Origin of the sequence: Xanthomonas bromi (assembly GCF_900092025.1) — a bacterium.
Classification (GTDB): Bacteria; Pseudomonadota; Gammaproteobacteria; order Xanthomonadales; family Xanthomonadaceae; genus Xanthomonas; species Xanthomonas bromi.
Map to the genome: position 1 here is coordinate 47,533 of NZ_FLTX01000042.1, position 22,282 is coordinate 69,814.

Annotated in this window: 13 protein-coding genes and 4 pseudogenes; 13 read left to right on the forward strand and 4 right to left on the reverse strand. The window is 64.2% G+C overall.

What is annotated here, in order from left to right:
• Positions 1 to 21: 21 nt before the first annotated feature.
• The 6 genes from XBLMG947_RS23695 to recJ are packed head-to-tail and all read left to right on the forward strand — an operon-like array spanning position 22 to position 7,971.
• On the forward strand, positions 22 to 1,170 hold the full coding sequence (locus tag XBLMG947_RS23695) for an AAA family ATPase (RefSeq protein ID WP_245228199.1): 1,149 nt from the start codon (positions 22 to 24) through the stop codon (positions 1,168 to 1,170).
• Positions 1,167 to 1,574: a PIN domain-containing protein gene (locus XBLMG947_RS14165; RefSeq protein WP_065469305.1), complete on the forward strand. Its 408-nt coding sequence runs from the start codon at positions 1,167 to 1,169 to the stop codon at positions 1,572 to 1,574. Before XBLMG947_RS23695 ends, XBLMG947_RS14165 begins: the two co-directional genes overlap by 4 nt.
• Before the next feature lie 8 nt (positions 1,575 to 1,582).
• Positions 1,583 to 4,825: a carbamoyl-phosphate synthase large subunit gene (gene carB / locus XBLMG947_RS14170; RefSeq protein WP_065469306.1), complete on the forward strand. Its 3,243-nt coding sequence runs from the start codon at positions 1,583 to 1,585 to the stop codon at positions 4,823 to 4,825.
• Between the two features lie 8 nt (positions 4,826 to 4,833).
• The gene (gene greA / locus XBLMG947_RS14175; protein ID WP_010367104.1) at positions 4,834 to 5,298 is read left to right on the forward strand and encodes a transcription elongation factor GreA; all 465 of its coding nucleotides are present in this window, start codon (positions 4,834 to 4,836) and stop codon (positions 5,296 to 5,298) included.
• A gap of 16 nt (positions 5,299 to 5,314) precedes the next feature.
• On the forward strand, positions 5,315 to 6,235 hold the full coding sequence (locus XBLMG947_RS14180) for a phosphoglycerate mutase (RefSeq protein ID WP_065469307.1): 921 nt from the start codon (positions 5,315 to 5,317) through the stop codon (positions 6,233 to 6,235).
• Positions 6,232 to 7,971 (forward strand): single-stranded-DNA-specific exonuclease RecJ, encoded by a 1,740-nt coding sequence (recJ, locus tag XBLMG947_RS14185; protein WP_065469308.1) that lies wholly within the window; start codon positions 6,232 to 6,234, stop codon positions 7,969 to 7,971. Before XBLMG947_RS14180 ends, recJ begins: the two co-directional genes overlap by 4 nt.
• A gap of 85 nt (positions 7,972 to 8,056) precedes the next feature.
• Here recJ and XBLMG947_RS14190 read toward each other — a convergent pair whose 3' ends face one another.
• Together XBLMG947_RS14190 and XBLMG947_RS14195 are read right to left on the reverse strand one after the other, a co-directional pair.
• Positions 8,057 to 9,088 (reverse strand): DUF1176 domain-containing protein, encoded by a 1,032-nt coding sequence (locus XBLMG947_RS14190; protein ID WP_065469309.1) that lies wholly within the window; start codon positions 9,086 to 9,088, stop codon positions 8,057 to 8,059.
• A 271-nt stretch (positions 9,089 to 9,359) separates the two neighbouring features.
• Positions 9,360 to 10,579: pseudogene (locus tag XBLMG947_RS14195) on the reverse strand (acyltransferase family protein).
• Between the two features lie 165 nt (positions 10,580 to 10,744).
• Here XBLMG947_RS14195 and XBLMG947_RS14200 point away from each other — a divergent pair.
• The 6 genes and pseudogenes from XBLMG947_RS14200 (at position 10,745) to rpfC (ending at position 18,850) form a co-directional block, all read left to right on the forward strand.
• Positions 10,745 to 11,672: pseudogene (locus XBLMG947_RS14200) on the forward strand (LytTR family DNA-binding domain-containing protein).
• A gap of 249 nt (positions 11,673 to 11,921) precedes the next feature.
• Positions 11,922 to 13,047, forward strand: a protein-coding gene (gene prfB / locus XBLMG947_RS14205; RefSeq protein WP_104536900.1) for a peptide chain release factor 2 whose coding sequence is annotated in 2 segments (ribosomal slippage) — positions 11,922 to 11,996 and positions 11,998 to 13,047 — 1,125 coding nt in all. Because the reading frame shifts where the segments join, the coding sequence is not laid out codon by codon here.
• A 204-nt stretch (positions 13,048 to 13,251) separates the two neighbouring features.
• A complete protein-coding gene (gene lysS / locus XBLMG947_RS14210; protein ID WP_065469310.1) occupies positions 13,252 to 14,769 on the forward strand; it encodes a lysine--tRNA ligase in 1,518 nt (505 codons plus the stop codon).
• A gap of 139 nt (positions 14,770 to 14,908) precedes the next feature.
• Positions 14,909 to 16,045, forward strand: coding sequence for a cyclic di-GMP phosphodiesterase response regulator RpfG (gene rpfG, locus XBLMG947_RS14215; protein WP_065469311.1), 1,137 nt, complete (start codon positions 14,909 to 14,911; stop codon positions 16,043 to 16,045).
• A gap of 1 nt (position 16,046) precedes the next feature.
• Positions 16,047 to 16,662, forward strand: a pseudogene (locus XBLMG947_RS24030) (RpfH protein).
• 7 nt (positions 16,663 to 16,669) lie between these two features.
• A complete protein-coding gene (rpfC, locus tag XBLMG947_RS14225; RefSeq protein WP_065469312.1) occupies positions 16,670 to 18,850 on the forward strand; it encodes a sensor histidine kinase RpfC in 2,181 nt (726 codons plus the stop codon).
• Positions 18,851 to 18,873: 23 nt separating this feature from the next.
• Here the strand turns inward: rpfC and rpfF are convergent, their stop codons facing one another.
• Both rpfF and rpfB read right to left on the reverse strand, forming a co-directional pair.
• Positions 18,874 to 19,743, reverse strand: a complete 870-nt coding sequence (rpfF, locus tag XBLMG947_RS14230) for a diffusible signal factor synthase RpfF (RefSeq protein WP_065469313.1) — start codon at positions 19,741 to 19,743, stop codon at positions 18,874 to 18,876.
• 176 nt (positions 19,744 to 19,919) lie between these two features.
• A complete protein-coding gene (gene rpfB, locus XBLMG947_RS14235; protein WP_065469314.1) occupies positions 19,920 to 21,602 on the reverse strand; it encodes a fatty acyl-CoA ligase RpfB in 1,683 nt (560 codons plus the stop codon).
• 97 nt (positions 21,603 to 21,699) lie between these two features.
• Here rpfB and XBLMG947_RS14240 point away from each other — a divergent pair.
• Positions 21,700 to 22,121: pseudogene (locus tag XBLMG947_RS14240) on the forward strand (nuclear transport factor 2 family protein).
• Positions 22,122 to 22,282: the final 161 nt, after the last annotated feature.

The following is a 22,282-nucleotide window of genomic DNA, read 5'->3' on the forward strand; positions in this document are numbered from 1 at the left end:
GTTGGCCCAGTGGAGATTCCAATGCTTGATCGCATCGACATTGAAGGTTTGAAGGGAGTCGGTAAGGTGGAGCTGCGGTTCGACGCAGTCAGCCGGGCGCGCGTGCTTTTTGGTGTCAACGGCATTGGCAAGACGAAGTCGCTAGAAGCAATCTATGGTGCGTTGCTATTCACCAATGAGCAGTTTTTGCGCGTCGAGAGTAATTCGGTGGTCCATGCCGGACAAAGTGTTCCCGCATCCGCTGTCCTTATCGACGATGTGCAATACCTAGTGGATCTGCCCCCGCAGCAACTGATACATGTACGAGCTGTTGCTCCACATGTAGTGCGTCACTCTCGTCCCTTGGTTTACATCGGAGCGGGTGGGCGCTCGTCGATAGGACGTCTGTCCACATCCATTGCGGCACTAGGAAACTTCGAGGAACGTAGATCTCAGCACTTCGGCATGTTGTTGCAGGAGTGCGAAAGAGGTTCTTTGCGCTCTGCCGGCATGGACGCAGACATCCGCGTGTGGTTCGTACAGCGTGCGCAGTCGGTTAATCCTTTTCAGGTGGAAAAGGACAACCTGCGCAACGAGATCGAGTCGGTATTGAAGCTGTTGCATCGCATCGATCAGCGCTTGGACGCCGAGCGCCTGCAGATAGACGGCTCGCAGCGTGTTTATCTGAGTGTGGAAGGCCGCATGATCGAGCTGGGTGAACTCAGTTCGGGGTTTGCCTCGGTCGTGAAACTGTTTCAAGCGATCATTTCCGGCTATGCGGGCTTCAGCAACTCCAAGGATCTGCAGAACCTGCCGGGCGTGGTGCTGATCGACGAGATCGAAAGTCATCTCCACGTTGGCTGGCAGGTCAGCATCGTCAGACATTTGAAGGCACTGTTTCCGAACACGCTATTTTTCATTAGCACTCACTCGCCGCTGGTGTTGACGCAGCTTGAGCAGGGAGAGGCCTATCTGCTGGAGCGCGACGCGGCAGACGGAGTCGTCAGGTCGTCCGTGATCGACTCGCCCAACATGAAGGCATTCGCGGATGTGCTCGAAGAGACCTTTGGGGTCGATCTCAATGCACTCAAGCGCGACGCGCTGGTCAGCGAAGACCAATCCGCCACCAAACGTGCGTTGCTGGATCTGATCAAGCAGCGCCGCGAGCGTCAGGGTGGGGAGCAAGCATGACCCGTCTGGTACTGCTCGATGCCAACCTGCTGATTGGCGCATTGGACGTGGAGGATGGCAACGCGGCTCACGCAGCCTCTCTGTCGACGTTCGAGGCGCTGGTCGCCGATCCGGACGCCAAGATCGCAATCTCCCCGCTGATTCGATACGAAGTGCTGCGTGGCATGGACGAGGTGGATGTCGAAGCGGTAAATGCCGTCCTCAACGACATGAAGGAGTTCGAGGTACGAGGCCAAGAGGCAATTCGTGCTGCGGAAGTATTCCGGAAAGCTCGCCAGACCAATGTAAAGCTGGATAAGCGCAAGTTCGACGTATTCCATTGCGTCTGCGCGGAAATCAATTCCCTCGAGATGCTCAGCAAGGATGGGGACATCGAGACGATTCAAAAACTTATGAAGGCCTGAAGAAGAAAATGCCCAAGCGCAGCGATCTCAAGACCATCCTCATCATCGGCGCCGGCCCGATCGTCATCGGCCAGGCCTGCGAGTTCGATTACTCTGGCGCGCAGGCGTGCAAGGCGCTGCGCGACGAGGGCTACCGCGTGGTGCTGGTCAACAGCAACCCGGCCACCATCATGACCGACCCGGACATGGCCGACGCCGTGTACATCGAGCCGATCAACTGGCAGACGGTCGAAAAGATCATCGCCAAGGAACAGCCCGACGCACTGCTGCCGACCATGGGCGGGCAGACCGCGCTGAACTGCGCGCTGGATCTGGCCGACCACGGTGTGCTGGAGAAGTACAACGTCGAGTTGATCGGCGCCAAGCGCGAAGCGATCCGCATGGCTGAAGACCGCGAGTTGTTTCGCGTGGCGATGGGCGAGATCGGCCTGGATTGCCCGAAGGCCGCGGTTGCGCACACGCTGGAAGAAGCGTTGGAGATCCAGACACGCGTCGGCTACCCGACCATCATCCGCCCCAGCTTCACCCTGGGCGGTAGCGGCGGTGGCATCGCCTACAACCGCGAAGAGCTGATCGACATTGTCGGCCGCGGCCTGGAACTGTCGCCGACCACCGAAGTGCTGGTGGAAGAATCGGTGCTTGGCTGGAAGGAATTCGAGATGGAAGTGGTGCGCGACACCGCGGACAACTGCATCATCGTGTGCGCGATCGAAAACCTCGACCCGATGGGCGTGCACACCGGCGACTCGATCACCGTCGCTCCGGCGCAGACCCTCACCGACAAGGAATACCAACGCCTGCGCGATGCCTCGATCGCGGTGCTACGCAAGATCGGCGTGGATACCGGTGGCTCGAACGTGCAGTTCGGCATCAGCCCGACCACCGGGCGCGTCGTCGTCATCGAAATGAATCCGCGCGTGTCGCGTTCCTCGGCGCTGGCCTCCAAGGCCACCGGCTTCCCGATCGCCAAGGTCGCCGCCAAGCTGGCAGTGGGTTACACGCTGGACGAATTGCGCAACGAGATCACCGGTGGCCTGACCCCGGCCTCGTTCGAGCCGTCGATCGACTACGTGGTCACCAAGATTCCGCGCTTTGCGTTCGAGAAATTCCCGCAGGCCGACGCGCGACTGACCACGCAGATGAAGTCGGTGGGCGAGGTGATGGCGATGGGCCGCACCTTCCAGGAATCGCTGCAGAAAGCGCTGCGTGGCCTGGAAACCGGCAAGATCGGCCTGGACCCGACCGGCCTGGATCTGCGCAGCGAAGACGACATCGCCGCGCTCAAGCGCGAGCTCAAGGCGCCCGGCCCGGAGCGCCTGTTCTACGTGGCCGATGCGTTCCGCGCTGGCATGACGGTGGCCGAGGTGTACGCGCTGTCGTTCATCGACCCCTGGTTCCTGGATCAGATCGAAGAACTCATCAGCCACGAACAGCAATTGGCCGACGACGGCATGGCCGCGTTGGACGCACCGCGTCTGCGCACGCTCAAGCGCGCCGGTTTCTCCGATGCGCGTCTGGCCGAACTGATCGGCAGCAACGAAGAATCGGTGCGTACCTTGCGCCGCGCGCTGAAGGTGCACCCGGTCTACAAGCGCGTGGATTCGTGCGCTGCCGAGTTCGCCACCAGCACCGCCTACCTGTATTCGACCTACGAGGACGAATGCGAAGCGCTGCCCACCGATCGCGACAAGATCATGATCCTGGGCGGTGGCCCCAACCGCATCGGCCAGGGCATCGAGTTCGATTACTGCTGCGTGCATGCGGCGCTGGCGCTGCGCGATGACGGTTACGAGACCATCATGGTCAACTGCAACCCGGAAACCGTCTCCACCGATTACGACACCTCCGACCGTCTGTACTTCGAGCCGCTGACGCTGGAAGACGTGCTGGAAATCGTCGAGCTGGAAAAACCCAAGGGTGTGATCGTGCAGTATGGTGGCCAGACCCCGCTCAAGCTGGCGCGTGCGCTGGAAGCCAACGGCGTGCCGGTGATCGGCACCTCGCCGGACTCGATCGATCTGGCCGAAGACCGCGAGCGTTTCCAGCAGCTGGTCGAAAAGCTGGGCCTGAAGCAGCCGCCGAACCGCATTGCGCGCAATGCCGAAGAAGCCTTGGTGTTGGCACGCGAAATCGGCTACCCGCTGGTGGTGCGCCCGAGCTACGTGCTCGGCGGCCGCGCGATGGAAATCGTCTACGGCGAATCCGATCTGGCGCGCTATGTGCGCGATGCGGTGAAGGTCTCCAACGACTCGCCGGTGCTGCTGGACCGCTTCCTCGACAATGCCGTGGAAGTGGACGTGGACATCATTGCCGACAAGGACGGCAACGTGCTGATCGGCGGGGTGATGGAACACATCGAAGAAGCCGGCGTGCATTCGGGCGATTCGTCGTGCTCGCTGCCGCCGTATTCGCTCTCGCCCAAGACCCAGGCCGAACTGCGTCGCCAGGTGGTGATGCTGGCCGAAGGCTTGAGCGTGGTCGGCCTGATGAACACCCAGTTCGCGGTGCAGGTCGACGAGGCCGGCGACGACATCGTGTATCTGCTGGAAGTGAACCCGCGCGCTTCGCGCACGGTGCCGTTCGTGTCCAAGGCCATTGGCATCCCCCTGGCCAAGATTGCCGCACGTTGCATGGCGGGCAAGACGCTGGCCGAACAGGGCGCCACCAAGGAAATCGTGCCGGACTACTACTCGGTGAAGGAAGCGATCTTCCCGTTCGCCAAGTTCCAGGGCGTGGACCCGATTCTCGGGCCGGAGATGCGCTCCACCGGTGAGGTGATGGGCGTGGGCCGCAGCTTCAGCGCCGCGTTCGCGCGCGCGCAGGAAGCCGGCGGCATCAAGGCGCCGCCGGTGGGCAAGGCCTTCGTGTCGGTGCGCGACCCGGACAAACAACGCGTGTTGCCGGTGGCGCAGGCGCTGGTGGAACGCGGCTTCAGCCTGGTGGCCACGCGCGGCACCGGTGCCTGGCTGCAGCAGAACGGCCTGAGCTGCGAAATCGTCAACAAGGTGGCCGAAGGCCGCCCGCACATCGTCGATTCGATCAAGAACGGCGAGATCGTCTACATCGTCAACACCACCGAAGGTCGCGCCGCCATCTCGGACTCGTTCTCGATCCGCCGCGAAGCGCTGCAGCATCGCGTGACCTATTCGACAACCGTCGCCGGCGCCAAGGCGCTGGTGCATTCGCTGGAATTCCGCGGCACCGGCCCTGTGTGGTCGCTGCAGGAACTGCACAAGGAGCTTCAAGCATGAGAGCACCCATGACATCGAAGGGCGCGCTGCGCCTGCGCGAAGAGCTGGAACAGTTGAAGTCGGTCAAGCGCCCGGAGGTCATCAATGCGATCGCCGAAGCGCGTGCGCACGGCGACCTGAAGGAAAACGCCGAGTATCATGCCGCGCGCGAGCAGCAGAGCTTCATCGAAGGGCGCATCAAGCAGCTGGAAGGCGAGCTCTCGCATGCCGAAATCATCGACATCACCAAGCTGTCGGCCGGTAACAAGATCGTGTTCGGCGCCACGGTGACGTTGGCCGATACCGAGACCGACGAAGAGAAGCGCTACCAGATCGTTGGCGATCTGGAAGCGGACATCAAGATGGGCCTGATCGCGATTTCCTCGCCGCTGGCGCGTGCGCTGATCGGCAAGCTGGAAGGCGATTCGGTCACCATCGATGCGCCTGCCGGCCAGCGCGAGTACGAAGTCGTCAGCGTCGCCTACCTGGACTGACCGGCATTACCGCGCGATGACCACCGCCACGCTGCTGCTGCCGGAAAAACGCCGTCTGCCCGGAACGCTGGGCGACACGGCGGTGGCGCGTGCGCTCGCGCGCGCCGAGCAGCGCACCGCCGATGCCGGCGAAGTGGCGCAATTGCAGCGCCATTTCAAGCTGACGCCGACGCATTGGCCGGTGGCCGCGTTGACCCGCCAGCTGGATGCCGGCGATGCCGCAGGAGCCACCTGGGTGCGTGCCGATCCGGCCTATGTGGTGCCGGACATGCAGGGCGCACGGTTGATGGGCTACGGCGAGGCGCTTGGCCCCACCGCCGAGGACCTGGCGGTGCTACTGCCGATCCTCAAGCCGATGTTCGGCGATGCAGGATTTCTGCTGGATGCGCCCACGCCATCGCGCTGGTATCTGCGCTTGTCGCCGGATGCGAAATTGCCGGACTTTGCGCCACCGGACCTCGCCATCGGCGACGACTTGTTCGAGCATCTGCCGGCTGGCGACAGCGGACGCCGTTGGCGTGCCTTGCTGACCGAAGCGCAGGTGCTGTTGCATCAGCACCCCTGGAACGAAGGCCGCGTCGCCAGCGGCAAGCCGGCGATCAATTCGGTGTGGTTCTGGGGTGGCGGTGTGCTGCCGCATGCGGTGAGTTCGCCGCATCGCCAGGTGCGTAGCCGCGAGTCGCTGCTGCGTGCGCTGGCGCTGGCGGCAGGTGCCGATGCGCAGGGCGAACAGCGCGTCGATGCGCTGGTGGATCTGCGCCATCTGCGTTCCCTGCAGCAGTTCAGCGACGATGCGGTTGCACCGCTGTTGGCGGCGATGGCGCGCGGCGAACTGGATCGGTTGGTGCTGGATTTCCAGGACGGCGAAAGCATGTCGCTGACGCATGCGCAGCGCTGGCGTTTCTGGCGCAAGCCGCGGGTACAGCTGGCGCAATGAGTTCGCATCCGCGGATCGTCCGGCGCCCCTCCGGGCACGCCGGCAGTTGGCCCGATGCCATGTTGCCGCTGCTACGCCGCATCTATGCCGCGCGCGGTGTGAGCGATGCACAAGGCGCGCAGCCGCGACTGGGCCAATTACTGTCGCCGGATCGACTGCACAACAGCGGTATAGCCGCCGAGTTACTGGCCGACGCGATAACGCAGCAACGACGCATTCTGGTGGTGGGCGATTTCGATTGCGATGGCGCCACCGCCTGCGCAGTCGGTGTGCGCGGACTGCGCATGCTCGGTGCGCTGGATGTGCACCACGCCGTGCCCAATCGCATGGTGCACGGCTATGGCTTGTCGCCTGCATTGGTCGAAGAGCTGGCGGCGTTGCAGCCGGATGTGCTGGTCACCGTCGATCACGGGATCGCCTGCCACGCCGGCGTGGCCGCCGCCAAGGCGCGCGGCTGGACAGTACTGGTCACCGACCACCATCTACCGGGCGAGGTGCTGCCGCCGGCCGATGCGATCGTCGACCCGAACCTGGCCGAAGACACGTTCCCCAGCAAGACGCTGGCCGGGGTCGGGGTGATTTTCTACGTGTTGCTGGCGCTGCGCGGCGTGTTGCGCGCACGCGGGGCTTTCGCCGAGCGCGCCGAGCCGGATCTGTCGGTGTTGCTGGATCTGGTCGCCGTCGGCACCGTCGCCGATCTGGTGCCGCTGGACACCAATAACCGTGCGCTGGTTTCGGCTGGCCTGCGCCGCCTGCGCGAGGGCAGGGGCTGCATCGGCCTGCGCGCCTTGATCGATGCCAGCGGCCGCGATGTGGCGCGGTTGAGCGCCAGCGATATCGGATTTGCGCTCGGGCCACGGCTCAATGCGGCCGGTCGGCTCGAGGACATGGCGTTGGGTATTGAATTGTTGCTCAGCGAAGACTGGAGCCAGGCACGCGGGATCGCCGGCACGCTGGAAGAGATCAACGCCGAACGCCGCGCGGTGCAGCAGTTGATGACCGACGATGCCGAGCAAGCGGTCGCCAAGGTGGTGCTGGATGCCGATGGTGCATTGCCGATCGCCGCATGCCTGTTCGATGCCGAATGGCACCCCGGCGTCATCGGTCTGGTGGCCTCCAAACTCAAGGACCGTCTGCATCGTCCGGTGATTGCGTTGGCACCTGCGGAGCCGGGTAGCGGCCAGTTGCGTGGCTCGGCGCGTTCGATTCCTGGCCTGCATATCCGCGACGTGCTTGCCGCGGTGGACGCGCGTCATCCCGGGCTGATCCAGAAGTTCGGCGGCCATGCGATGGCAGCCGGGTTGAGCCTCGATCACGTGGCGCTGGCCACGTTCGAGCAGGCCTTCCAGGCGCAGGTCATGGCGATGGTGGATGCCTCGCTGCTGCATGCCGAATTGCATAGCGACGGCGAACTGGCCGCGCATGAACTCGATCACGCGCATGCCGAAGCGCTGCGGGTGGCCGGTCCGTGGGGGCAGGGGTTTCCCGAGCCGCTGTTCGATGGTCAGTTCGAAGTGCTGCAGTACCGCGTGCTCAAGGAGCGTCATCTCAAGCTGACCCTGCGCTGCGCCGGACGCGCGGAACCGCTCAATGCCATCCATTTCAACGGTTGGCGCGGCAGCGAACCCGCGCGCGTGGTGCGGCTGGCGTATCGGCTGGTTGCCGACGACTACCGCGGCGGCACGGCGGTGCAGTTGATCGTCGAGCATTGCGAGCCGGCATCGGCACCAGGCTGATCCACACCCTGGTGCGTGCAGGTTGCCAAGCAGGCACCGGCCCCACTGCGCGAGCGATATTCCGCCCGCGCAGCGATCGAACCGGTTACTTCGTGACGTCGGCCACGATGGTCGGCAATTCCCATGCGCCGCCGGCGGCGACCAACCGGCACAGGCCGGAAGTGGATTTGGAGGTCTGTACGAAGCGGCGGCCGTCCCAGGTCCAGCGTGCCTGGCTATAGCAATCGCCCAGGCCGCGGCCCTTGTGCGAGGCCAGGATGGTGGAACCATCCAGGTCGCTGGCCTGCAGGGTGACCAGGGTCGGGGCGAACGGCGCGCGTGCATTGATCACCCACAAGCCGGTGCCGACGTTGTAGGCGCCCATCCAGCAGCCGGTGGAGACCAGCAGCTTGTCGCTGCTCAGGCGGGTGATGGTCAGCGGTTTGGAGGCTTCGCTGGTGTCGAGTCCCTTGCACTCATCGTCGGCCGAAAGCGTGGCACGCAGTGCCTGATACAGTGCCGGCAACGTGCCCAGGCGCGCATCGCCTGCCTGCGCTGCGACGAGCTTGGCCTCGTGGACCTGTGGTACCGGCAATGGCGGCAGCACGGCGGATTCGTCACGGTTGCCCTTGCGCACCAGCGCGCCGCGCGTGTTGAGCCGGCCCTGGAACTCATCCATCTTCAACAGCACGGCCGACGCGCCCTTGTCGGACAGCTGCCAGCGGCGGCCATCGTTGCCGACCGCAACGATCGTGCTGCTGCGTGGCAGCGCCGCCAGCAATGCGGCAACCTGGGCGCTGCTCAGTGACGCGGTGCCGTGCTTGCTGTCCAGTGACAGCTTGCCCTGGTTGTGTCGATCGATCTGCAGGCTGAGCGAAGCCGGCAGCTTGACCTCGTCGTACTGGCCCAGCATCAGCTCCGCGGTGACTGCCTCACCGGCCCCGGCCTTGCGGGTCAATAGCACCGACACCGGCAAGTGCTCGCCTTCGTCCGGCTGATACCCGGCGGCGCGGCAGGTGCGGGTGTTGTCGCAGGCGATGATCCAATCGTCGTGGGTGAAGTCGACGCTGGTGGCCGGTGCGGCATGGACGAACGTGGGGCTGAGCAGCAATGCCGCAACAAGCAGGGCGGGACGCATCGTGGTTCCTTCAGTAGGTCGGGCCGGCATCTTGCGGTGCCATCGGTCATGCGTCCAGCTAGGCCAGCCACTGGTGGCGAACACCGTTCATCGTATGCGAGCACGTCGCCTGCGGCGGCGCTGCATGCAGGCAATGCTGACACCGGGTTTGCGTGTCCCACGCATGCATCTGTTCGTTTATGACTGCTCCACATCGCCTCGCGGTCGCTCCCATTCGGTGTCGCGCACGACAACGCGTTTACATAAAGACGCATGACAATGCCGCGCGCCATTACGCCGTCATCGCTGGTGTGGTTTGGCGCGTGCGGGTCTCTCGCGCGCGCATCGGCAAGCCGAACAACGGCCGCAGCCAGCGCACCCGCCGGATCACAGACTCGTGTAGCGCCAGACAGCCGATCACGGTGGCGGCGATCACCAACGCCGGCTCCAGCCAGGCGTTCAACTGCAATGGCATCAGCCAGTACAGCGCCACGATGATCAGGCTCTGATGCAGGATGTACCAGGGCAACACCGCTTCGGTGCAATACGGTAGCCAGCGGAACGGCCGGTTTAAATGCTGCTTGGCCCACCCCAGCAGGGTCAGCAGCGCCATCCAGGTAGAGGTCGCGCGTGCGCCGTGTTACAGCGTTTGCCATGGCGGGGCGACCAATGCCGGCGGCAACTGCGCAGGCTGCCCATGCATCGCCACAGAGCGAATGCCCAACTCGGTCGCGATGGCCAGCACTGCGGTGACCAACGTGGGCCAGCGCAACTGCACGACCAGCTGCCAGAAGCGCTCGCTGCGTGCCAGCAAATAGCCCACTAGAAAGAGCGGAAACGATTCGGCATGCACGAACCAGTCGCCGACCAACGCATGGGTCGGCGGATGGCGCGGCATCACCCACATCACGCAGAACGCTTCCCACAGGATCGGCAGCGCCAGCAAGGCCGGCATCACCACCGCAGAGGGAAGTGCTGGGAGGGCCGGCAGCCGCAGCAGCCTGGTCAACGACACCAGCGCCATCAATGCCAATGCCACGGTGTAGGGCAGCAGGTACGCCAGATACCACAGGTGATTCCAGGTGATGCCGTGTTCCCAGCCATCGAAACTGCCGGCCGGCCACGGACGCAGCTGCCAATAACGCAGCAGGAAGCTGCCGAAGCCGGTGGCGACCTTGCCGTTGCTGACGCCCTGGCAGTAGGCCTGCACCGCCACCACCACGAACATGCCAACAGCAAGGGCGTCAGCAACCGCCCGCAGCGACGCAACGCGAAACGCCACGGCGCGGCCTGCGGTTGCGACAAGCCGATCGCAATGCCGGAGATCATGAACAGCAACGGCATCCGCCAACGATTGAGCACGATCATCGGCCGCTGCAACCACTCGGCCGTGTGCACGCTCTTGAGGTGGAAATCCCAGTCGGCCACATAGGCCATGCCCACGTGATAGAGGATCAACAGGGCGAAGGCGAAGACGCGCAAGGCATCGATATCGTGGCGGCGCTCGGTCATGGTCGGCGGCTGGTGGAAGAGTGGATGCATCCCGCCCAGCGGCGCGCTCCATGGGCGTGTCAGGGGGGGGGGGGGGGAACCCCGGCCCGCGGTGACCAGTTGTGCCCACCCAGGGACGAATGGGGGCGGCAAGGATGGCGGTTTCGCCACGTTGCGCGGGCCTCTATGATCGGCACCTGCCAACTGCGGACGTGTGCAATGCAATCGACCGGGCCGCGCCCGCCAATCATCCACGATAGGGCTGGCGGCGCTGCAATGCATTGGGCCGTGGTGATCTGGTCGCTGGTGTTCTACCTGAGTGCACTGGGCAACGTCTGGACTGCCTGGCTTGCCGCGCGCCGCGATGGCCAACCCATCGTGGTGTGGCAGGTGCTGAGTTGGGACCTGAGTAGCGCCACGGCGGCGCTCATGCTGTTGCCGGCAGTGATGTGGCTCTGTGCACGCTGGCCGCTGCATGCCGATGGCTGGGTGCGGCGCCTGCCGGCGTATGTGGCGGCTGCACTGGGCTGGTGGCTGCTGCATGTCGCCGGCATGGTGGTGCTGCGCATGCTGATCTACCACTGGCCGGCGCGCACTATGACTTCGGTGGCTGGCTGCAGTGGGTCTACGAGCTGTCAAAGGATCTGCGCACCTTTGCGTTGCTGGTGGCGGTACAGCACACACTGGCCAGGGCGAGGCGCACCTGCTCGTCGCACCTGACGACGGTCCGTCAGTAGAACCGCTGGATCGCCCAGAGCGATTTTTGGTGCGCAAGCTGAGGCGCGATTTCCTGGTCGCCACCGCCGATATCGATTGGATCCAGGCCTCGGGCAATTACGTCAACCTGCATGTGCGCGGGCACGATTACCCGTTGCGCAGCACCATGGCGGCGATCGAAGCCAGACTGGACCCTGCCGGGTTCGTGCGCATCCACCGCAGCTATCTGGTCAATCTGGGCCAGGTGCAGGCGATCGAACCAATCGATTCCGGCGATGCGCGCGTGCATCTGCGCGACGCTACCGTGCTGCCCTGCAGTCGCAGCCATCTGGCCGGCTTTCGGGCGCATGCAGGGCAGGGCGCCGTTACGCCCAAGACTGACCCACTGATGGCGTAAGCCCGCTGCTGCGCGGCCCTGGTTGAAAGCGTCTGCTTCCGAGTTCGTCCAGCCCTTTGGCGATGGTCGATTGCAGCTGCTGCGACCGACCAGCGCGCCAGGGCTGCTGCTGGTGGAGTCTGCGGTCGAGCGCGGTCGCCGGGAGCCTGGACAGAGCGGGTGCTGCCGCGTGCGTGGCCACAGTTTCGCTGCGTTCCGCCACCGCCGCCCGCTTGCTAAACTAGCCAGCTTGTTTGCCGGAAGTCCGTCATGATCGAAACCAATCCGATCCGCCAGCGCATCACCGATCTCAACGATCGCGTGCTCTCGCTCAGGGGGTATCTTTGACTACGACGTCAAGAAAGAGCGTCTAGAGGAAGTCAGCCGGGAGCTTGAGAGCCCCGACGTGTGGAACGACGCCGAGCGCGCGCAGGCCCTGGGGCGCGAGCGTTCGATGCTGGAAAAGACCGTGGTCGGCATTGCCGATGTGCTGTCGGGTCTGGCCGATGCGGGCGACCTGCTCGATCTGGCCGAGAGCGAACAGGACGACGACACGGCAGTGGCGGTGATCGCCGATCTGGACAAGTACCAGGCGCATGTCGAAAAGCTGGAATTCCAGCGCATGTTCTCCGGGCAGATGGACGGCGCCAACGCGTTCGTCGACATCCAGGCCGGCGCCGGTGGCACCGAGGCGCAGGACTGGGCCGAGATCCTGTTGCGCATGTACCTGCGCTGGGCCGAGTCGCGCGGCTGGAAAACCGAGCTGATGGAAGTGTCCGGTGGCGAAGTCGCGGGCATCAAGTCGGCCACGATCCGCATCGAAGGCGAGTACGCCTATGGTTGGTTGAAGACCGAGATCGGCGTGCACCGGCTGGTGCGCAAATCGCCATTCGATTCGGACAACCGTCGCCATACCAGCTTCACCTCGGTGTTCGTGTCACCGGAAGTGGACGACAACATCGAGATCGACATCAACCCGGCCGACCTGCGCACCGACGTGTATCGCTCGTCCGGCGCAGGTGGTCAGCACGTCAACAAGACCGAATCGGCGGTGCGTATCACGCATATTCCGACCAACACGGTCGTGGCCTGCCAGACCGGCCGCAGCCAGCACCAGAACCGCGACAACGCGATGAAGATGCTGGCCGCCAAGTTGTACGAGCTGGAAGTGCAGAAGCGCAACGTCGAGCGCGACGCGCTGGAAGCCACCAAGTCCGACATCGGCTGGGGCAGCCAGATCCGCAATTACGTGCTCGATCAGAGCCGCATCAAGGATCTGCGTACCGGCATCGAACGCAGCGACACCCAGAAGGTGCTGGACGGCGACCTGGACGAATTCGTCGAGGCCAGCCTGAAAGCCGGTCTGGCAGCGGGTTCCAAACGCCTGGATGCCTGACCGCCGCGCGGGGCGAACGTCGCGACGGCCGCCCGGTGCAGCGCTGCAATGCCTGTGAAGCAGCGATGGTAATGCGCTCCGGCTCCGGGCGACGCGGATAACGCGTAACTTCGTCACACGCTCATTGTAATAAAGAGTGCCGGCGTCGCCGGTCCTCACTCCCCACCGGGCATTCGCCCGACCTATAGCAGACCCATTCCCGCCATGACCGAGCAGACCCCCGCGCCGCAGATCCCCGCCGACGAGAACAGCCTCATCGCCGAGCGTCGCGCGAAACTGGGCGCGTTGCGCGGCCAGGGCATCGCGTATCCCAACGACTTCGTGCGCGAACACTTCGCCGGCGACCTGCAGGCGGAGTTCGTCGATGCCGAGACCTGGACCCCCGAAGCGCTGGAGGCCAGCGGTCGCACGGTCAAGATGGCCGGCCGCCTGATGGCCAAGCGGGTGATGGGCAAGGCCAGCTTCGCGCAGATCCAGGACGAGTCCGGGCGCGTGCAGTTGTTCCTGCAGAGCAACGTGCTCGGCGATGCCTATACCGCATTCAAGGGCTGGGACGTGGGCGACATCGTGGCGGTGGAGGGCGGGCTGACCCGCACCAAGACCGGCGAGCTGTCGGTCAAGGCCAGCGCGTTGCGCCTGCTGACCAAGTCGCTGCGCCCGTTGCCGGACAAGTGGCACGGCCTGTCGGACGTGGAACAGCGCTACCGCCAGCGCTATGTCGACCTGATCGTGACCCCGGAAGCGCGCGAGGTCTTCATCAAGCGCTCCAAGATCATCCGCGCCATGCGCGCCTGGCTGGATGCGCGCCGCTTCCTGGAAGTGGAAACGCCGATGATGCATTACATCCCCGGCGGCGCCACCGCCAAGCCGTTCACCACCCACCACAACGCGCTGGATCTGGACCTGTACTTGCGCGTTGCCCCGGAGCTGTATCTCAAGCGCCTGGTCGTTGGCGGGTTGGAGCGCGTCTACGAGATCAACCGCAACTTCCGCAACGAGGGCGTGTCGACCCGGCACAACCCCGAATTCACCATGCTCGAGCTCTACGAGGCGTATGCCACGTACCACGAGATCATGGATCTGACCGAGCAGGTGATCCGTGACACCGCGCAGTCGGTGCTGGGCACTACCCAGGTCAGCTGGGACGGCGCCGACATTGATTTGGCGCCGGCTTTCCGACGCTGGCGGATGGACGAGGCCGTTCGTCACCATAATCCGGACATCAGTGCAGCCGATTGCACCGACCGCGATGCGTTGCTGCGCCATTGCGAGCGGCTGAAGATCCGCACCAAGCCGTCCTACGGCTGGGGCAAGCTGCTGCTGGAAATTTTCGAGGCCACTGTCGAACACACCCTGGTGCAGCCGACCTTCATTACCGATCATCCGGTCGAGGTGTCGCCTCTGGCGCGCTCCAGCGACACCGAGCCGGGCTATACCGACCGCTTCGAGCTGTTCATCAACGGCAAGGAGCTGGCCAATGGCTTTTCCGAGCTCAACGACCCGGAAGATCAGGCCGCACGCTTCCAGGCGCAGGTGCAGGCCAAGGACGGCGGCGACGACGAGGCCATGCACTACGACGCCGATTACATCCGGGCCCTGGAGTACGGCATGGCGCCGACCGGCGGCCTGGGCATCGGCATCGACCGCCTGGTGATGCTGCTGACCGGCAGCACCTCCATCCGCGATGTCCTGCTATTCCCGTATATGCGTCCGGAAGCCTGATTTTTCGTGCTGTCGGTGTGACGACGGCACAGATACTGCATATGCTAGGGCGGAGCCTCGAACAGCGTATCGTCCGGGGGAGTCGGCGCAGGGGCCGGCGTCATCGCTTTTCCGTTCTCGAGATAGAGGAGCAACGGCTATGCAGGATGTTTCAGGGAGTTCGCTTGGCGCGGTGTCGGCGGATACATGGGGAAGCTGTGCGGAAAAGGCGGATCTGGGATTGAACATCATCATTGTCGATGACCAGATGTCCGCGCGGACGATGCTGCGTCATGTCATCGAGGACATCGCGCCGGAGCTCAAGGTCTACGATTTCGGTGATCCGCTCGACGCCTTGGCCTGGTGCGAAGCCGGGCGCGTGGATCTGTTGCTGCTGGACTACCGCATGCCGGGCATGGATGGTCTGGAATTCGCCCGTCGGCTGCGCCGTTTGCCCAGCCATCGCGATATTCCGATCATCCTGATTACCATCGTCGGCGACGAACCGATTCGTCAGGCGGCGCTGGAAGCCGGGGTGATCGACTTCCTGGTCAAACCGATTCGCCCGCGCGAACTGCGCGCACGCTGCTCCAATTTGCTGCAGCTGCGTCAGCAAAGCGAGAGCGTCAAGCAACGCGCGCTGTCGCTGGAGCAGCGCCTGTTGGCCAGCATGAACGAGGTCGAAGAGCGTGAGCGCGAAACCTTGTCGCGACTGGCGCGCGCCATCGAATACCGCGATTCAGGCACCAGTGCGTTCCTGGAACGCATGTCGCATGTAGCCGGCTTGATTGCCGAGCAACTGGGGCTGTCGGAAGAAGAGGTGCGCATCATCGAGATGGCCGCACCGCTGCACGACATGGGCAAGATCGCCATTCCCGATTCGGTGCTGCTCAAGCCGGGCAAGCTCACCGACGACGAGATGAGCATCATGAAGCGCCATCCGCGCATCGGTTACGAACTGCTCAGCGGCAGCCAGAACCGTTTCATTCAGGTCGGCGCCTTGATCGCGCTGCGTCACCACGAGCGGTATGACGGCACCGGCTATCCGGACGGCCTGGTCGGCGAAGCGATTCCGCTGGAAGCGCGTATCGTCGCCGTGGCCGACGTGTTCGACGCCCTGCTGTCGCCGCGTCCGTACAAGGACGCGTGGACGATGGATGCCGCGCTGGCCTATCTCTACGCGCAACGCGGCCGCTTGTTCGACCCGCGCTGTGTGGATGCGCTGCTGCGCGGCCGCGCGCAGCTGGACCAGATCTGCGGGGAATTTTCCACCGCATCGGCGCGCCCCGGGGTGTGAGGTGAAGGTGGTGCCCAGCCAGCTGCGTGCTCGACTCGCCCGGCGCGCCGACAGCGAGCACGCTCAGGCCCTGGTGGGCATCACGCTGATTGCGCTGATCCTGGTCTACCCGCTGATCTGCGCTCCCTGGTGGCCGGTCTCCGGGCGCCAGTTGCGTCTGGTCGCGATCGGTCATGCGACAGCCTTGCCGATCTTTTGCTGGATTGTGGCAAATCCGCAACGCTCGCAGCTGCGGCGTACGCTTGGGATGCTTGCCGACTACGGCTTGATCGGGCTGGCAATGCCCGGATGGGCGCACCGTTGGCCTGTCTGTACGTCGTGTTGTTCTGGATCACGATCGGCAACGGGCTGCGCTTCGGGAGCGGGGCGCTGCAGACCGCCCTGGCCATGACCACGCTCAGCTTCGGCACGACGCTTGCAGACAGCAACCAGTGGCAGGGCCAGCTCGGCTTGGGGGGCGCGCGTGTGAGTGCGTTGATCATGGTTCCTATGTCATTGTTACGCACGCTACGCGAGCGGGGGACCAGGCGATGGTCGGGTCGACGCCCGCAGCAGGTATCGACGCTGCTTTGCAGCACGGAAGGATCCCAACCCCATCGACGCCGCCGCGCGTCTGAGGCGTCTATGAAGTCTCCATTGCCATGGTTGAAGCGGCGCCTGTCAGGGCGAGCAGATTCGGAACACGCGCAGAATCTGATCCGCATCATCATCACCACACTGTTCATTTCGTACCTGGGTTGGCGCTATCAGCACACCCACGGCGATACCTTGATGGCCACCTGGTTGATCCTGGTCGGCGAGCTGCTGGTGTCGCTCGGCTTGATGGTGGCGATCCTGTTGCGTCCGCAGGTGTCGCACACGCGCCGTCTGATCGGCATGCTGCTCGACTACACCTGCACCGGCGCCATCATGGCGATTCAGGGCGAACCTGCTTCTCCGCTGTATGCGGTGTGTTTGTGGGTGACCATTGGCAACGGTCTGCGCTACGGCAGCAACTACCTGCGTGCGGCGACCGCGATGGGGAGCGTGTGCTTCCTCAGCGCCGTCCTGATCTCGCCCTATTGGAAGGCCAATCCCTATCTGAGTTGGGGCTTGTTGCTGGGCCTGATCGCGGTGCCGCTGTACTTCGATTCGCTGTTGCGCGCGATGACGCGTGCGGTGCGCGAGGCACGGCATGCCAACCAGGCCAAGAGCCGCTTCCTGGCCAACATGAGTCACGAGTTCCGTACACCCCTCAACGGGTTGTCGGGCATGACCGAAGTGCTGGCCGCCACGCGCCTGGATGCGGAGCAGAAAGAGTGTCTCAACACCATCCAGGCTTCGGCGCGCAGCCTGCTGTCGCTGGTGGAAGAGGTGCTCGACATTTCCGCGATCGAGGCCGGCAAGATCCGGATCGATCGCCAGGATTTTTCGCTGCGCGAGATGATCGGCTCAGTCAACATGATCCTGCAGCCGCAAGCCAAGGGGCGGGGACTGGAGTACGGCACGCAGGTGGCCGACGAGGTGCCGGACGTGCTCAAGGGCGACACCGGCCATCTGCGCCAGGTGCTGCTCAACCTGCTGGGCAATGCGGTCAAGTTCACCGAGTACGGGCATGTGCTGCTGCGTGTCACGCGCGTGTCCGGCAGTGCCGACGAGGTCGTCCGGCTGCGCTTCGATGTCGAAGACACCGGCATCGGCGTGCCGATGGACATGCGCCCGCGGCTGTTCGAGGCGTTCGAGCAGGCGGACGTGGGCTTGTCGCGCCGCTATGAAGGCACCGGCCTGGGCACCACGATCGCCAAGGGCCTGGTCGAGGCGATGGGCGGCAGGATCGGCTTCAAGGAAAACCGTCCCGGGGGCAGCGTGTTCTGGTTCGAGTTGCCGATGGCGATCGGCCAGCCGGGGAAGGCCGCGCCGCCTCGCGCGTCGACCGGCGCGTTGGTGGAGGCCCCCGACGAGCTGGAATCCTCCAACGTCATCGCCTTCTCCAACCCGTTCCTGCGCCACCGCGCGCGCGTGCGCAGCATGCGCATGCTGGTGGCCGACGACCATGAAGCCAATCGCATGGTGTTGCAGCGATTGCTGGAAAAGGCCGGGCACAAGGTGATGTGCGTCAACGGCGCCGAGCAAGTACTCGATGCCATGGCCGAGGAGGATTTCGATGCGGTGATCGTGGATCTGCACATGCCAGGCATGAACGGCCTGGACATGCTGAAGCAACTGCGGGTCATGCAGGCCAGCGGGATGCGCTATACCCCGGTGGTGGTGCTCAGTGCCGACGTCACGCCGGACGCGATCCGCGCTTGCGAACAGGCCGGCGCGCGCGTGTTTCTGGCAAAGCCTGTGGTGGCCGGCAAACTGCTCGAGACGCTGGCCGAGCTGGCGGTCAGTACACGGCCCCTGGCCGCCCCGGCCACGTCCGTGCAAGTGCCGACCACCTTCGATGGCGTGCTCGATTCCCGCGTGCTGGACGAGCTGGCGGCGCTGGGCATGGGCGATGAATTCGAGCGTCAGTTCGTGCGCCAATGTCTGGAGGACGCACAGAACTGCGTGAGTGCGATCGAGCGCGACGGCACGCGCTCGGATTGGGAGCAACTGCGCGAGAGCGCGCACGCGTTGCGCGGCGTCGCCAGCAATCTGGGCCTGGCGCAGGTGGCCAGCAGCGCTGGCGAACTGATGCGTCTGGCCGATTGGCAACTGCAGGCCGAATGGCGGCAGCGGTTGTCCGCGTTACGCGACCACTTGCAGGCGGGAAGGGATGCACTCGACGCGCGCGTGCAAGGCGTCAAGGACGACGAGTGCTCCCCCCGGAGTAGCGAATAGATAGCCAATAGACCGTCGACGCATCAACTCGCGTCGAGTCCGGAGCGACGCGATTGCGCGCGGACCAGTCGGTCCATGGTACGCAGCGATTTCTCGCCCAACTGCATCGCCGTATCGACCCAGATTTCGGTGATACGCATCATTTCTTCCAGCGGCACGGCAGTGGTCATTTCGCGCACTTGCTGCATCGCTGCCCAGGCGTGCGGCGTGCGCTTGCTTTCGCGTATCGCCTGTTCCACTGCAGCCACGCCCTGGCCACGCGGCACCACGCGATCGACCAGACCCATGCCGAGCAATTCCTCGGCCGAATACAGATTGCCTTCGAGCATGATCTTCTGCGCCAGCTGCGCGCTGACGCGCTGGCACATGAAGGAGTAGGCGCCCATCCCGGGAAACAGATCGAACAGCACTTCGGGCAGCCCCATCATCACGCCTTCCTCGGCAATGATGGTGTGGCAGCTCAGCGCTGCTTCGAAGCCGCCGCCGAGCGCATTGCCCTGGACCAGCGCGATGCTGTGCGCCCGCGCACCCAGGCCGACATGGAAGGCGTGTACGCCGCGCACGCAGCGTTGCGCATAGTCCAGCAGGCGCGCGCGGTCGCCTTCGCGAATGAGTTCGCAGAACAACGCCAGGTCGCCGCCCAGATTGAACACGTCGCTGTCCGATGCCAGCACCACGTGGGGGGCCAGAACACCGGCGGTGGTGAGACGCTGCCCCAGGTTGGTCTGATAGCCGGTGATGTCGTCGACCAGTCGGCTGGAAAAGCAGGCGCGCCCCGGATTGACGGCGAGGTCGGCATGCATATGGATCCAGTACACGTCACGCTGCGGTTCTTCGATGATGCGTAGGGTTGAACCGATGTTGGTGCGAATGAACGGTTGAACAGCAGACATGGTGGTTCTCCGTGAAGACCGTCCGGCCGGCCGCCTTTCGGACGGAGACGAGGTTGAACGCGTGAGCGTGCGCCGACAGCGGATTCTATGCGTGCAAAAGCAAACACCCGCAAGGCCTTGTGGCATTGCGGGCGTCGTCGAAGGCTGAATGCTTTTGGTCTTCGGCAGAACTGGTATTACGCCTTGGGCGCATTCCGGAGTTCGCGGCGCAGGATCTTGCCGACGTTGGTCTTCGGCAGTTCCTTGCGGAACTCGATCACCCGGGGCTGCTTGTAGCCGGTGAGGTTGGCGCGGCAATGCGCTTTCACGTCGTCGGCAGTGAGAGTAGGATCCTTCTTGACGATGACGGCCTTGACGATCTCGCCTGACTTTTCATCCGGCATGCCCACGGCCGCAACTTCCAGCACGCCCGGCATTTCGGCGATCACGTCTTCGATCTCGTTGGGGTACACGTTGAAGCCGGACACCAGAATCATGTCCTTTTTGCGATCGACGATGTACACGAAGCCCTGCGCGTCCATCCGCGCGATATCGCCGGTATGCAGCCAATCTTCGGCATCCATCACCTTGGCGGTCTCTTCGGGCTTCTTCCAGTAGCCCTTCATCACCTGCGGGCCCTTGATGCACAGCTCGCCGATCTCGCCGATCGCCAGCTCCGCACCGGCGTCGTCCTTGATGCAGGCATCGGTGGACGGAATCGGCAATCCGATCGAGCCGTTGTAGTCCTTCAGGTCCATCGGGTTGATGCAGGCGGCCGGTGAGGTTTCGGTCAGGCCGTAGGCTTCGACCAACGTGAGGCCGGTAACTTTCTTCCATCGCTCGGCGACCGAACGCTGCACGGCCATGCCGCCACCCAGGGTCATCTTGAGCGCGGAAAAATCGATCTGATCGAAACCGGGCGTGTTGAGCAGACCATTGAACAGCGTGTTGACGCCAGTGAACGCGGTGAAGCGGGTCTTCTTCAGTTCCTTGACGAAGCCGGGCATGTCGCGCGGGTTGCTGATCAGGTGATTGCAGCCGCCAATCTTCATGAAGACCAGGCCATTCGCCGTCAATGCGAAGATGTGGTACAGCGGCAACGCAGTGATGACCACTTCCTGGCCCTCCAACAACTGGCCGGTGCCACCGATCCACTGGTGCGCCTGCTGCATATTGGCGACCAGATTGCGGTGGGTCAGCATCGCACCCTTGGCCACTCCGGTGGTGCCGCCGGTGTACTGCAGGAACGCGATGTCGTCGGGCTCGATCTGCAGCGTGGGCACGCTGTGCCTGCGGCCGAGCGCCAGCGCCTCGCAGAAGCGGATCGCGCCGTTGATGCGGTAATCCGGTACCAGCTTCTTGACGTACTTGACGACGAAGTTGACCAACGTCGCCTTGGGAAAGCCCAGCATGTCGCCCAGGCCGGTGGTGATCACCTGCTTGACCGGCGTATCGGCGACGACCTGCTGCACGGTGGTACCGAAGTTGTCGATGACCACCAGCACGCTGGCGCCGGAGTCGATCAACTGATGCTTGAGTTCACGCGGGGTGTAGAGCGGGTTGACGTTGACCACCGTCAGCCCGGCACGCAGCACGCCGAACGTGGCGATCGGATACTGCAGGCAGTTGGGCATCATCAGCGCAACGCGGTCGCCTTTCTTCAATTGCAGCTCGCCCAGCAGGTAGGCGGCGAATTGTTCGACCAGTTGGTCTGCTTCGCGATAGGTGATGGTCTTGCCGAAGCTGTGATACGCAGGACGCTCGGCAAAGCGCGCGACGGAGGTGGCGAAGACCTCGGCCACCGTGCGGAACTGTGTGAGATCGATTTCGGCGGCAACGCCGGCCGGATAACTTTGCAACCAAGGACGTGCCTGATTCATCTGCCCCCCTCCAGGGTGTTCTCGACGTGCCGCAGTGTGTTCCACGGCGTTACAACAGTCGGCAGCATACCGTCATGAATGGAAAAGGCGAAGCGTGATGCAGGGCAATATTCGTTGGTGGCAATGGGGGCTGGTGCTCACATGGATGGCGCTGCTTGCCGGGTGCGCGCGCCCGGCGCCGGAGCAGCGCTTGCGCCAGACCGTGGCGCAGATGCAGGCAGCGATCGAGGCGCACGATGTGGGCAAGGCGATGCAGCCGGTGGCGGCCGATTTCGTGGGCGAGCAGGGCCTGGATGCCGCCGGCCTGCGCCGCCTGCTGCAACTGCTGGGCAGCGGCAAGATCGGCGTGACCCTGGGACCGATGGATGTGCGACTCCAAGGTACGACCGCCACTGCCAGCTTCACCGCGCTGCTCACCGGGGGCGATGGCCGCTGCCTGCCCGCGAGCAGGCGCAGACCTATCAGCTGACCACCGGCTTGCGTCTGCAGGACGGCGACTGGCAGCTCTACCACGCGTAATGGGCGCCGGCAGGCCAGTAGGGCTATCGGTGAGGGGGAGGGTGCCGCGACAGACGCTACGACCCTGCAGTTCACGCTTGAACGTGCACACCGTGCCTGGCGCGGAGACTGGTACCGATTGTTGCGCTTGCGTTGCAACGGTCAGCCGCGCCCATATTCCC